7 protein-coding genes are annotated in these 13,104 nt (G+C 74.8%); 5 read left to right on the plus strand and 2 right to left on the minus strand.

Annotation, left to right across the window (positions count from 1 at the left end):
* Positions 1-4 precede the first annotated feature (4 nt).
* The gene (locus NX794_RS05485) at positions 5-775 is read right to left on the minus strand and encodes a TVP38/TMEM64 family protein (protein WP_258777039.1); all 771 of its coding nucleotides are present in this window, start codon (positions 773-775) and stop codon (positions 5-7) included.
* 49 nt (positions 776-824) lie between these two features.
* Between NX794_RS05485 and NX794_RS05490 the strand changes: the two genes are divergently transcribed.
* The 3 genes from NX794_RS05490 to NX794_RS05500 all read left to right on the plus strand — a co-directional run bounded on the left by NX794_RS05490 (position 825) and on the right by NX794_RS05500 (position 3,977).
* Positions 825-1,556 carry a DNA alkylation repair protein gene (locus tag NX794_RS05490; RefSeq protein ID WP_258777040.1) on the plus strand — a complete coding sequence of 244 codons (732 nt, stop codon included), beginning with the start codon at positions 825-827 and terminating at the stop codon, positions 1,554-1,556.
* A 257-nt stretch (positions 1,557-1,813) separates the two neighbouring features.
* Positions 1,814-2,986: an elongation factor Tu gene (tuf, locus tag NX794_RS05495; protein ID WP_258777041.1), complete on the plus strand. Its 1,173-nt coding sequence runs from the start codon at positions 1,814-1,816 to the stop codon at positions 2,984-2,986.
* A gap of 145 nt (positions 2,987-3,131) precedes the next feature.
* On the plus strand, positions 3,132-3,977 hold the full coding sequence (locus NX794_RS05500) for a spermidine synthase (protein ID WP_258777042.1): 846 nt from the start codon (positions 3,132-3,134) through the stop codon (positions 3,975-3,977).
* A gap of 30 nt (positions 3,978-4,007) precedes the next feature.
* Here NX794_RS05500 and NX794_RS05505 read toward each other — a convergent pair whose 3' ends face one another.
* Complete coding sequence (locus NX794_RS05505; RefSeq protein ID WP_258777043.1) at positions 4,008-5,156, minus strand: DUF8017 domain-containing protein; 1,149 nt, start codon at positions 5,154-5,156, stop codon at positions 4,008-4,010.
* A gap of 128 nt (positions 5,157-5,284) precedes the next feature.
* On the opposite strand from NX794_RS05505, the gene NX794_RS05510 reads away from it, so the two are divergent.
* Positions 5,285-5,737, plus strand: a complete 453-nt coding sequence (locus NX794_RS05510) for a DUF4442 domain-containing protein (RefSeq protein ID WP_258777044.1) — start codon at positions 5,285-5,287, stop codon at positions 5,735-5,737.
* A gap of 469 nt (positions 5,738-6,206) precedes the next feature.
* Entirely contained in the window at positions 6,207-13,103 is a 6,897-nt protein-coding gene (locus NX794_RS05515) for a type I polyketide synthase (protein WP_258777045.1), read from the plus strand.
* The last annotated feature ends 1 nt before the right edge of the window (position 13,104 follow it).

Below are 13,104 nucleotides of genomic sequence, written 5' to 3' on the forward strand. Positions count from 1 at the left end.
CGGATCAGCGGGCGCGCAGGTGGTGCCGCTTGCGCCAAGCCACCAGCGTGCCCGCCAGCGCCGGTACGGCGATGGCGGCCATCGCGATCAGGAAGGCCGGGGACGTCGGGGAGGAGGCACGGGCACCGGCGACGGCGTAGGCCGCCGTGTTCGGGACCGAGCCGACGGCCGTCGCCAGCAGGAACGGCAGCCAGCCCATCCGGGAGACGGCCGCGCAGTAGTTGGCCGCCCAGAACGGCACCCCGGGGAAGAGCCGGGCGGCCAGCATCGACCGGAACCCGTGCCGGCTGAGCTGCCCGTCGGCCGCCTTCAGCCAGCGGCCCCGCAGCAGCGGGCGCAGCGCGTCCTGCCCGAGGAGCCGGCCGAGTCCGAACGCCACCCCGGCCCCGAGCACCGTGCCGGCCAGCGCGGACGCCAGCCCGAACTGGGAGCCGAACAGCGCGCCCGCCGCCAGGTTCAGCAGGGGGCGCGGCACGAACGCCACGGTGCACAGGCCGTACGCCACCGCGAAAATCAGGGACGCGGCGGCCCCGCCGAGCCCCGCCGGCCAGCCCTGGGTCAGCAGCCGCTGCGGCTCGAAGGCCAGCACCCCGGCGACGCCGGCGGCGAGCAGCGCGACCAGCAACGAGAGCCGGGTGTACGGGGACAGCAGCACTCTGGTGTGCAGGGCGCGGGGGAGGGCGGGCACCGGAAGGGGCGGCACGGGGAGGGTCAGCTCCGTGGCGGCGGCCGGGGGAGCGGCCGTGGCGGTGCCAGAGCGGTTGGCAGCGAGCATTCGGCGACCCTAACCGAAGAACGTGTGTGATCGCCGTATGGTTCGTGTCATGACCGTCACAGGCGCGGCCCCGCCGGACGTGCCGCCGAGCGCCCTCGCCGACACCCTGCTGGAGCGGTTGACCGGCGCCTACCGGACCGCGGCCGACCCCGAACGCGCCGCCGCCATGCGGGCGTACATGAAGGACGTCGCCCCCTTCCTCGGCATTCCCACCCCGGCCCGCCGCGCCCTGTCCCGGACCGCGCAGGCCGGCACGCCGCGCCCCGACGAGACCGACTGCACCGCGCTCGCCCTGCGCTGCTGGGAGTTGCCCGAGCGGGAGTACCACTACTTCGCCGTCGACTATCTGCGCCGGTACGCGGGCCGTTGCTCCTCCGGATTCCTGCCGGTGGCCCGGCACCTGGTCACCACCGTGCCCTGGTGGGACACCGTCGACCTGCTCGCCGCGCACGTCGTCGGCGCGCTGGTCGCCGCCGACCCGGCGCTGACCGCCGACATGGACCGCTGGATCGCCGCCGACGACCTGTGGGTGGCCCGCACCGCCCTGCTCCACCAGCTGCGGTACAAGGAACACACCGACACCGAGCGGCTGTTCGCGTACTGCCTGCTCCAGTCCGGCCATCCCGACTTCTTCGTCCGCAAGGCCATCGGCTGGGCGCTGCGCGAGTACGCCAGGACCGACCCCGGCGCCGTACGGGCCTTCCTGGACCGGGAGCGGGGCCGGTTCGCCCCGCTGACCGTGCGCGAGGCGCTGAAGAACATCGGGGCCGGGCCCGTCTGACGTCCGCTTTCCTGGTAATTCGTTCGACGCCGGACGCGCCGTCGGCGAGACTCGACGCATGTTCCGGTACGCCTTCCTCCTCGCAGCATCCGCCGTCGCGGATGCGCCGAAGGCTGCCGTCCCGTTCCTCGTGGCCGCCGTCGACGGCGCCCGAAGCTGACCCTCTCCGGATCGTCCGGCGACCCCGCAGGGGGAGGGTCGGCCACTCACCGGGGTCCCGTATTCCCGTACGACCGGAGAGGCTCCGAGGTACACCCATGTCCAAGACGGCCTACGTGCGCACCAAGCCGCACCTGAACATCGGCACCATGGGTCATGTCGACCACGGCAAGACCACCCTGACCGCCGCCATCACCAAGGTGCTCGCCGAGCGCGGCACCGGCACCTTCGTCCCCTTCGCCCGCATCGACCGCGCCCCGGAGGAGGCCGCCCGCGGCATCACCATCAACATCGCGCACGTCGAGTACGAGACCGACACCCGGCACTACGCCCATGTCGACATGCCGGGCCACGCCGACTACGTCAAGAACATGGTCACCGGCGCCGCGCAGCTCGACGGGGCGATCCTCGTCGTCTCCGCGCTCGACGGGATCATGCCGCAGACCGCGGAGCATGTGCTGCTCGCCCGGCAGGTGGGCGTCGACCACATCGTCGTCGCCCTCAACAAGGCCGACGCGGGCGACGAGGAACTGACCGACCTGGTCGAACTGGAGGTCCGCGACCTGCTCACCGCCCAGGGCTACCCGGGCGACGCGGTACCCGTCGTACGGGTCTCCGGGCTGCGGGCGCTGGCGGGCGACCCGCGGTGGACGGCGTCCGTCGAGGCGCTGCTGGACGCGGTCGACACGTACGTGCCGATGCCCGAGCGGTACCTGGACGCGCCGTTCCTGTTGCCAGTGGAGAACGTGCTCACCATCACCGGGCGCGGCACGGTCGTCACCGGTGCCGTGGAGCGCGGGACGCTCCGCCTGGGCGACCGGGTGGCGGTGCTCGGCGCGGACGTGGAGAGCGTGGTCACCGGCCTGGAGACCTTCGGCAAGCCCATGACGGAGGCGCGGGCCGGCGACAACGTGGCCCTGCTGCTGCGGGGCGTGCCACGGGACGCCGTCCGGCGCGGGCACGTGGTCGCGGCGCCCGGCAGCGTGCTGCCCGCCCGGCGGTTCACGGCGCGTGTCCACGTCCTGTCCGGGCGCGAGGGCGGCCGTACGACGCCGATCACCACGGGGTACCGGCCGCAGTTCTACCTCCGCACCGCGGACGTGGTCGGCGACGTCGACCTCGGCGCGGCGGCGGTCGCCCGGCCCGGGGAGACGGTGGAGATGACCGTCGAGCTGGGGCGGGAGGTCCCCCTGGAGACGGGGCTCGGGTTCGCCGTGCGCGAGGGCGGCCGGACCGTGGGCGCGGGGACGGTCATCTCCGTGACCGGTTAGGGCCGGCCGGGGTGGGCGGGGGCGGTCGTCTCCGTGACCGGCTGGGGACGGCCGGGGCGGGCCCGGGTGCCGCGTCCGGGCGCGGCACCCCGCGCACCCCGCCCACCCCGCGCCACCTGGTCCCGTGGTCGCCGACAATGGGCGGGTGAACGAATCGATACCCGTCCAGCGCGTCACCGACCACGGCACCGCCAAGCTCATGCCCGACGTCGACCGCCCGCGGGCCTGGCTGCTCACGGTCGACGGGGCGCCGCAGTCGTACGTCGACCTGGACGACCCTGAGCATCTGGAGTTCGAGTACGCGCGGCGGCTCGGGCATGTGCTGGACGTCGTGGCCGGGCCGGGGCGGGCGCTGGACCTGGTGCACCTCGGGGGCGGCGCGCTGACGCTGCCCCGGTACGCGGCGGCCACCCGGCCCGGTTCACGGCAGGACGTCGTGGAGGCGGACCGGGGCCTGCTGGACCTGGTCGCCGAGCACCTGCCGCTGGCGGAAGGCGCGGGTGTCACCCTGCACGCCGCCGACGCCCGGGCCTGGCTGGAGTCGGCCCCGGACGACCACGCCGACGTGCTGGTCGCGGACGTCTTCGGCGGGTCCCGGGTGCCCGCGCACCTGACCAGCCTGGCCTACGCGCGGGAGGCCGAGCGGGTGCTGCGGCCCGGCGGGGTCTATCTGGCCAACCTCGCGGACGCGGCGCCGTTCGGCTTCCTGCGCTCCCAACTGGCCACGTTCGGCGCGGTGTTCGCCGAGCTCGCGCTGATCGCCGAACCGGGGGTGCTGCGCGGCCGGCGGTTCGGCAACGCCGTGCTCCTCGCCGCGCACCGGCCCCTCGACTTCGCCGCGCTGGCCCGCCGCACCGCCGCGGACGCGTTCCCGGCACGGGTCGAACACGGGGCGGCCGTACGGGAGTTCAGCGGGCAGGCCCGGCCGGTCGAGGACGCGGACGCGGTGCCGTCACCCGAGCCTCCCGACGGCGCGTTCGGCATCGGCTGAGCCGGCTGCCCCGTCCTTCGTGGCGGCCGGTCACTCGTTCGTCGGCGTCCCGTGCAGCCGTACGGTGCCGAGGATCTTGAGGATGGTCTGCTGGGAGACCTCCTCCTTGATGCCCTTGGCCCCGAAGAAGTTGAAGGAGACGAAGTTCTGCGTGGAGTTGCGGAAGCCGAAGGTGAGCGCCTTGCCGTCGGTGACACACTTGCCCTTGCGCGGGGTGTTCGTCGACCGGGCCCAGGCATAGCTGCCCTTGATGCCCGAGGCAGTGGTGAACGGGGTGGCCTTCTTGTCCCAGGAGAGGCTCTTCTTGTCCGGGTCGGTGTAGCCGCCGAACACCCACCAGGGCGGGTTCGCGAGCGCGATCTGGTCGGTGTTCTTCGCGGTGCCCGCCCCCTTGGTGCCCACCACGGCCAGCGGGGTGTCCTCGGTGCGGCCGTCCTTGTCGTCGTCGGAGGTGCACCACTTCGGCTGGTACTCCGCCGTGCCGGACATGACGATCGCCTTCTCCTTCTGGTTCTCGAAATCGAACCCGATGTAGAGACCCGGCGACTGCACCTGCCAACTCGCGGGCACGTCGAAGGCGATGCCCCACTTGGCGTTCACCACGACCTTCCAGCCCGCGACGGTCGGCTTCTCCGTCTCGTTGCCGCGCGGATTGTCCTCCGGTCCCGAGGAGACCGGGTCGGGGCTGGGCTCGGTGGTGGGGGACTGGCCGGCCCGCTTGTCGTCCTTGCCGCCGTCCGCCTTGTCGTCCTTCGAGCCGCCGAGGACCAGGAAGCCGGTCACGCCGGCCGCCACGACGACCGCCGTGGCGGCGATGATCGCGATCAGCTTGGTGTTGCCGCCGCCGCCCTGCGGGGGCCCCGGGACGGACACGGTCGGGGGCTGACCCCACTGCGGCTGCCGGCCGTAGGGGTTGGGCTGCTGCTGCCCGTAGGGATGGGCGGGCTGCTGCCCGTACGGGGCCGGCCCCGGCTGCTGCTGTCCGTACGCTCCGGCTTGCGGGTACTGCGAAGCCCCGGGCTGCTGCTGGTACGGGTTGTGCTGCTGATAACCCGGCTGCTGGTACGGATTCGGCTGCTCCGGGTTCCGCTGTCCCGGGTTCTGCTGTCCCGGGTCCTGCTGTCCCGGGCCCTGCTGCGGGTTCTGCGCGCCCCCTGGCGGCTGCTGATCTGGCCACATGGCCAGCAACCCTAGTGCGGCCAGGGACACGTTTCGGTCACCGGTCCTCGTCAGACGCGTAGCGATGCGCCGTGACCGTCGGCACAGCACCTGGTCAGCATCGGCTACTCGTGAGTAACCTATGGGTCATGAGCGCAGACCAGATGTCGATCGGCGAGATGCTCGCCGCCACCGTGCCCATGGCCCGGACGCTGAACCTCCAGTTCCAGGAGACCACCCCGGACCGGGCCGTGGTCTCCCTGCCGGACCAGGGCGACTACCACAACCACGTGGGCGGCCCGCACGCCGGCGCCATGTTCACGCTCGGGGAGTCGGCCAGTGGAGCCATCGTGCTGGCCGCGTTCGGCGACCAGCTCTCGCGCGCGGTCCCGCTCGCCGTGCGGGCCGAGATCGCCTACCGGAAGCTCGCCATGGGCGCCGTCACCGCCACCGCCACCCTCGGCCGTCCGGCCGCCGACGTCGTCGCCGAACTGGACGCCGGACAGCGCCCCGAGTTCCCGGTCGCGATCGAGATCTGCCGCGCGGACGGCGCGGTGACCTGCGAGATGACGGTCGTCTGGACGCTGCGTCCCAACAGCTAGGACCGAGCCCGCCCCGACGTTCGGCGGGGTGATGTGGCGCGGTCGCGCACGGGAGGCCGGCGGGGGATTCCCCGCCGGCCTCCGGCGTGCGGGCCCTCCGCCGCCGTGGTGGGCCGGGTTCGCGCCACGGGGCGATGGTCATGTGGAATTTACAGACGAAGCCCCGCTGTCATGGAGCGTTGCGCCCGGGTGATCGCCCGGTGAAGCGCGTGTGCGCTTTGGTGGGGTTGTGGTGGTGTGCGGCTCGGGTGGAGCCGTCGTCACCCCTGACCGGTCAGGGCAATTGATCGGGTTTCCGGTTCCTTGCGGGGAATTCGGGGTGCTGGCCGAATCGATGCCACCCCGCGCGAAAAGGACGCGGCGTTATTGACCCGTCAGTAACAGCTCGCTAGGTTCCGGTGCCTCGCACCAGAGCGTACCGCCGCACAAACCCCCCACCGTGCTGTCTCGCCCTATGTGCCGGAGCCTCATGACCTCCCCTGTGCGCGCCCATGACCTGATCCTCTGCCTCTCGCCCCTCGGCGCCCCCGACTCCGTCCTGGCCGCCGCCGCCTGCGCCGCCGGCGCGCTCGGCGTCCTCGACCTGGGCACCGGCGACCGAACGTCCCGCGAAGCGCTGTCCCGGCTCAGACGGACGGCACCCGGACCCTTCGGGGTGCGGGTGACCTCGCGCTGCGCCCTGACCCCCGGCGACCTCGACGGTGCCGTACCCGACACCGTGGTGCTCGCACCCGATGCCGCCTGGGCCATCGGCCAACTCGATCCCGGCACAAGGGGCTTGGCGGAGGTCACCGACCTCGCGCAGGCGCGGGCCGCCCGTCGTGCCGGCGCTCGGGGTCTCATCGCCCGGGGCGCCGAGAGCGGGGGCCGGGTCGGGGAGCTGAGCACCTTCGTCCTACTCCAACAGCTACTCGCCGACGAGGAGTTGACCGGGCTGCCCGTGTGGGCCTGCGGTGGTGTCGGACCGCGGACCGCCGCCGCCGCGGTGGCCGGTGGGGCGGCCGGTGTGGTCCTGGACACCCAACTCGCCCTGCTGGCCGAGTCGTCGCTGCCCGAGCGGGTCCAGGCCGTACTGCGCACCCTGGACGGCTCCGAAACCGTCGTACTCGGCGGACACCGGGTCCTGCGCAGGCGCGGCCCCGACGGACCGCAGCCGCCCGCCGACGATCCCGGCGCGGTCGCCGCCCTGCTGGGGACCGACGACCCCCGCGCCCAGCTCCTCCCCGTCGGCCAGGACGGCTTCCTCGCCGCCCGGTTCGCCGGGCGCTGGCGGGATGTGCGGGGAGTCGTACGGGGGATGACGGAGGCGGTACGCGCCGTGTCCCCGGAGCCCCCCGACGGTGGCCAGGTGAGCGGGCCCGGTGACGCGTTGCGGGCCGGCTCCGCCATGAGCAGGGCGCTCGGGACCCGGCTCCCGGTCGCACAGGGGCCGATGACCCGGGTCAGCGACCGGGCGGGCTTCGCGGCGGCCGTCGCCGAGGCGGGCGCGCTGCCGTTCCTGGCCCTCGCCCTCGCCGACGGCGAGCGCACCCGGACCCTGCTGACCGAGGCCCGTGCCGTACTGGACGGACGCCCCTGGGGCGTGGGCGTCCTCGGCTTCGCGCCCGAGGACATCAAGAACGCCCAGCTCGAAGCCGTACGAGAGCTGCGCCCGACGCACGCCGTCATCGCCGGCGGCCGGCCCGCGCAGGCCGAGGCGCTGGAGCGGGCCGGAATCCGCACCTTTCTGCACGTGCCCTCGCCGGGGCTGCTGCGGCAGTTCCTGGAGGCCGGGTCACGCCGGTTCGTCTTCGAGGGGTCCGAGTGCGGCGGACACGTCGGACCCCGGGCCTCCTTCCCGCTGTGGGAGGCCCAACTCGCGGTGCTGGACGACTTCCTGGCCGACACCGGTGCCGACGGCGACGCGATGGCGCGGGAGTTGGAGGTGTTCTTCGCGGGCGGCATTCACGACGAGCGGTCCGCCGCGATGGTCGCCGCGCTGGCCGCCCCGCTGACCGCGCGCGGCGCCGCCGTCGGCGTCCTCATGGGCACCGCCTACCTGTTCACCGAGGAGGCCGTCGCCCACGGTGCCGTCCGGCCGCTCTTCCAGCGCCAGGTCCTCGCCGCCACCGCGACCGCCCTGCTGGAGACCGCTCCCGGTCACGCCACCCGCTGTGTGCCGAGCCCTTTCACCGGCGACTACCGCGACCGGGAAGCGGCGCTGCGCGAGGGCGGTCTGCCCGACCGGGAGGTCTGGGAGTCGCTGGAGCGCCTGAACGTGGGCCGGCTGCGCCTCGCCAGCAAGGGCGTGGAGCGGACCGAAGGCGGCGAGCTGCGGCCGGTCGGCGAGGAACGGCAGCTCAGCGACGGGATGTTCATGGCCGGCGAGGTCGCGGTGCTCCGCACGGCCACCACCACCGTCGCCGCCCTGCACCACGCGGTGAGCGACGGCGCCGCCGACCTCCTGGCCGCCCGGACGGGTCCCGAGCCCACCGTCGAACCGCCGGCCCCCGCACCGCTCGACATCGCCATCGTCGGCATGGCCTGCATGTTCCCGGACGCGCCCGACCTCGCCACCTTCTGGGCCAACGTGGTCTCCGGGCACGACGCCGTCACCGAGGTCCCGCCCGGGCGCTGGGACCCGGCCGTGCACCACGCCGGCGGCGCCACCGCATCCAAGTGGGGCGGCTTCCTGCCCCGCATCCCCTTCGACCCGCTGCGCTACGGCATCCCGCCCGCCTCCCTCGGCAGCATCGAACCCGTGCAGCTGCTCTCCCTCGAAGCGGCCCGCCGGGCCCTGGAGGACGCCGGGTACGGCGAGCGGGGGCGGCACTTCGACCGCTCGCGGACCTCGGTCGTCTTCGGCGCCGAGGCGGGCAGCGACCTGTCCAACGCCGTCACGCTGCGCGCGGTCCTCCCCTCCTACTACGGCAAGGTCCCCGAGGGCGTCGAGGAGCAACTGCCCCGGCTGACCGAGGACTCGTTCCCCGGCATGCTCGCCAACGTCATCTCGGGCCGCATCGCCAACCGGCTGGACCTCGGCGGCGCCAACTTCACCGTCGACGCCGCCTGCGCCTCCTCCCTGGCCGCCCTCGACGTGGCCTGCAAGGAACTGGTGTCCGGCACCAGCGACGTCGTGCTGTGCGGCGGTGCCGACCTGCACAACGGCATCAACGACTACGTGCTGTTCTCCTCCGTCCACGCCCTCTCCCCGACCGGCCGGTCCCGGGCCTTCGACGCCTCCGCCGACGGCATCGCCCTCGGCGAGGGCGTGGCCTGCCTGGTCCTGAAACGGCTCGCCGACGCCGAGCGCGATGGCGACCGCGTCTACGGCGTCGTCAAGGGCCTCGGCTCGGCGAGCGACGGCCGCTCCCTGGGCCTGACCGCACCCCGCCCCGAAGGACAGCGGGCCGCGCTGGAGCGGGCCTACGCCAACGCCGGTGTCTCACCCGCCGACGTCGGCCTGGTCGAGGCGCACGGCACCGGGACCGTGGTCGGTGACCGCACCGAACTCGCCGTACTCGAAGAGGTGTTCAGCGAGGCCGGCGCCGCCACCGGGGACTGCGCGGTCGGCTCGGTCAAGTCGGCGATCGGGCACACCAAGTGCGCCGCCGGACTCGCCGGTCTGATCAAGACCGCCCTCGCCCTGCACACCGGGGTCACCCCGCCCACCCTGCACCTGGAGCGGCCCAACCCAGCCTGGACGGAGGAGTCCAGCCCCTTCGCCTTCCACACCCGCGCCCGGCCCTGGACCGCCCCGGCCGCCGAACGCCTCGCCGGGGTCAGCGCGTTCGGCTTCGGCGGCACCAATTTCCACGCCGTACTGGCCGCCCACGAGAGCGGCGCCGCGCCCCGGCAGGCCCTGGACGCCTGGCCCGTCGAACTCCTGCTGTTCCGGGGCCGGGACACGGCGGCGGCCCACCGCGAGGTGGCCGAACTGCTGCGTGCCGCCGAGACCGAGGGCACCCCGTGGCGGCTGCGCGACCTCGCCCTGGCAGCCGCCCGCCGCTCGGACACCTCCGACTCCCCGGTGCGGGTCGCCCTCGTGGCCCGGGACACGGCGGAACTCGCCGGACAACTGCGGCGGGTCCTCGCCGGCGACCACGACCCGGCCGCCGGCATCCACCTCGCGGACCCGGCCGACGGCAAGGTGGCCTTCCTCTTCCCCGGCCAGGGCAGCCAGCGCACCGGCATGCTCGCCGACCTCCTGGTCACCCTCCCCGAGCTGCGCCACCACCTGCACCTGGCGCGCGCCCACGCCGACGTCATCCACCCCCCGGCCGCCTTCGACGACACCGCCCGCGAACGCCGCCGCACCGCCCTCACCGACACCCGCACCGCCCAGCCCGCCCTCGGTGTCACCGGCCTGGCCGCCCACGCCTTCCTCACCTCGGCCGGCGTACGCCCCGACCTCGCCGCCGGGCACAGCTACGGCGAACTGGCCGCGCTGGCCGCCGCGGGCGCCCTCGACCCGGAGACCCTGCTGGAGCTGAGCGCCGAACGGGCCGCCGCGATCCTGGCGGCGGCCGGCGACGAACCCGGCACCATGGCCGCCGTCGGGGCCGGCGCGGACGACGTCGAAGCCGCCCTGCGCGCGGCCGGGGCCCCGGGGTCCGTGGTCGTCGCCAACGTCAACTCGCCCGAGCAGACCGTGATCTCCGGCCCCACGGCCGACGTCGAGGCCGCCGTAGGCATGCTGCGCGCGGCCGGCCTCGGGGCGCGGCGCATCCCGGTCGCCTGCGCCTTCCACAGCCCGGTGGTCGCCTCCGCGGGGGAACGATTCGGCAAGATCCTCGCCGACAAGACCGTCCGGGCCCCCGAGTTCCCTGTGTGGGCCAACCGGACCGCCGCCCCCTACCCGCACGACCCGGAGGCGGTGCGCGCCGAACTCGCCGCCCAGATCGGGGCCCCGGTCGCCTTCGCCGCCCAGGTGGAGGCGATGTGGGAGGCGGGCGCGCGGATCTTCGTCGAGGCGGGCCCGGGTACGGTCCTCACCCGCCTGGTCGGCCGGATCCTCGACGGCCGTCCGCACCGCGTGATCGCCCCCGAACCGCACGCCGACAGCGGCCTGCCCGGCTGGCTCGGCGCGCTCGCCGAACTCGCCGTCGCCGGAGCCCCGGTGCGCACCGCGTGGCTGTTCCGGGGCCGCGACGCCGTGGACGCGCTGCGCGCCCCGGCACCCGCGCGGCCCGGCTGGACCGTCGACGGCCACCTCGTCCGCACCGCCGACGGAGCCCTCCTCCCCGGTGCCCTCGCACCGGCCCGACGTGTCCAGGAGCCGACCGTGACGACCGACCAGCCCTCCGGCACCCCCGCCGACCGGGACGCCCTGCTCTCCGAGTACCTGCGTACCAGCCGGGAGCTGATCGCCGCCCAACGGGACGTGCTGCTGACCTACTTCGGCACCTCGGCGGCACCGGCCGTACCGCCGCCCCCGCAGCCGGCCGGGCCGGTGCACGTGCCCGTCCTCGAAGCCCCGTCGCCCGTCGCGCCTGTCGAATCCACCGTTGCGGAGCCGGAGACGCAGCCGGTGGACGACGTCGAGCGGGTCGTGCGGGAGATCATCAGCCAACGCACCGGATATCCCGTCGACATGATCGAGCCCGACCTCGACCTGGAGGCGGACCTGAGCATCGACTCCATCAAGCGGGCCGAGATCGCCGGCGAACTCGCCAAGCGGCTCGGCATCGCGGGCGGGGCCGAGCTGCTGGACGACGCCGAGCTGGAGGAACTGGCCAAGGCGCGTACGGCGGCGGCGGTGACGGCGTGGCTGACGGCACGGACCGGAGCCGGGAGGGGCGCTGACGAGGACAGCGCGCGGCCACCGGTCCCGGCCTTCGGTCCCGGCACCGCGGAGGACCCGGCGCCCCACGGCCCGGGCGACATGCCGGATGTGGCCGCGCCCCGGCGCTACGAACTGCTCCCCGTCCCGCTTCCCGACCCGGACCCCGACACCGCCGCGACCCTGTCCGGCCAACGGTTCGCGATACTCGGCGACGGCGATCCCCGGACCCGGCAGCCGGCCGCCGACCTCGCCGCGCGGCTCGCCGCCCACGGCGCCGACACCGTCACCCTCGCCCCCACCCACCTCCTCGCTCCCGCCGACGGCACCTTCGACGGCGTGCTGTACCTGGGCGCGCTCGACCCGGACCCCCTGGCCGGCCCCGTACTGCCGGCCGCCTTCCCGGTGCTGCGCGCGGCGCTCGCCCAGGGGCCGCGCCGGCTGCTGGCCGTACGGTCCTCGGACCCGGCCGGGGCGGTGCGCGCGGCCGGACTGGACGGCCTGTTCCGTACCGTCGCCCGGGAGTACCCCGACCTGCTCGCCCGGGTCGTGGCCGTCGCCGACACCAGCCCGTCCGCCGTGACCGACGCCGTACTCGCCGAGCTGCTCGCCCCGGCACCGGCCCCCGTCGTGCTGCGTCCGGCACCCGGCGTCCGGCAGGGGCTCGACCTGGTCCCCGCCCCGCTGGGCCTGCTCGGCAGCACCGGTGCCGGACCAGCCGGGGACGGTGCCGCCGAGGCCGCCGCGCTCGGCCTCGGCCGGGACTCCGTGGTGCTCCTGGCCGGCGGCGCCCGGGGCATCACCGCGCGGTTCGCGGCCACCCTGGCCGGCGCCTGCGGGTGCCGGGTGGAACTCCTCGGCCGCACCCCCGCGCCCACCGGCCCGGAAGCCGCGCGGACCGCCGCCGCGCAGACCCTCGCCGAACTGCGCGCCACCCTCGCCGCCGAACCCGGAGCGCCGAGGCCCGCCGAGATCAACCGGACCGCCGAACTGCTGCTGGTTCAACGGGAGATCCGCACCACCCTCGCCGAACTCACCGCCCTCGGCAGCGCGGCCCGCTACCGCAGCGTCGACTTCCGCGAGCGGGACGCCGTCCTGCGCGCGGTCAAGGAGATCCACGCCGAGCACGGCCGCCTCGACGGAGTCGTCTTCGCGGCCGGGGTGATCGAGGACCGGCTCATCGCCGACAAGACCCCGGAGTCCTTCCAGCGGGTGTACGGCACGAAGACGGCCGGCGCCGCCGCGCTGCTCGCCGCCCTGGACGACCTGCCCGCCGCACCCGCGTTCACCGTCCTGTTCGGCAGCATCGCCGCCGTCCTCGGCAACCGCGGACAGTCCGACTACGCGGCGGCCAACGACGCCATGGCGACCCTCGGCGCGGACTGGGCGGCCCGCACCGGCGGACGCGCGCTCACCGTCCACTGGGGGCCCTGGGCGCCGTCCGGCGCGCACACCGGGATGGTCGGCGCGGAACTCGGCCGCGCGTACGCCCGTCGCGGGGTGAGCCTCATCGACCCCGACGAGGGCACCGCCGCCCTGCTGCGCGAACTCGCCTGGGGCGACCCGGCGACGCGGGCCGTCGTCCACACCACGTCGGGCTGGTGAC

It is taken from the genome of Streptomyces pyxinicus, from assembly GCF_024753135.1.
Taxonomy (GTDB): domain Bacteria; phylum Actinomycetota; class Actinomycetes; order Streptomycetales; family Streptomycetaceae; genus Streptomyces; species Streptomyces pyxinicus.

Excerpts from the sequence above, each read along its gene's own strand:
- NX794_RS05485 (WP_258777039.1), bottom strand. The coding sequence starts at position 775 with ATGCTCGCTGCCAACCGCTCTGGCACCGCCACGGCCGCTCCCCCGGCC.
- NX794_RS05490 (WP_258777040.1), top strand. The coding sequence starts at position 825 with ATGACCGTCACAGGCGCGGCCCCGCCGGACGTGCCGCCGAGCGCCCTC.
- tuf (WP_258777041.1), top strand. The coding sequence starts at position 1,814 with ATGTCCAAGACGGCCTACGTGCGCACCAAGCCGCACCTGAACATCGGC.
- NX794_RS05505 (WP_258777043.1), bottom strand. The coding sequence starts at position 5,156 with ATGTGGCCAGATCAGCAGCCGCCAGGGGGCGCGCAGAACCCGCAGCAG.
- NX794_RS05510 (WP_258777044.1), top strand. The coding sequence starts at position 5,285 with ATGAGCGCAGACCAGATGTCGATCGGCGAGATGCTCGCCGCCACCGTG.
- NX794_RS05515 (WP_258777045.1), top strand. The coding sequence starts at position 6,207 with ATGACCTCCCCTGTGCGCGCCCATGACCTGATCCTCTGCCTCTCGCCC.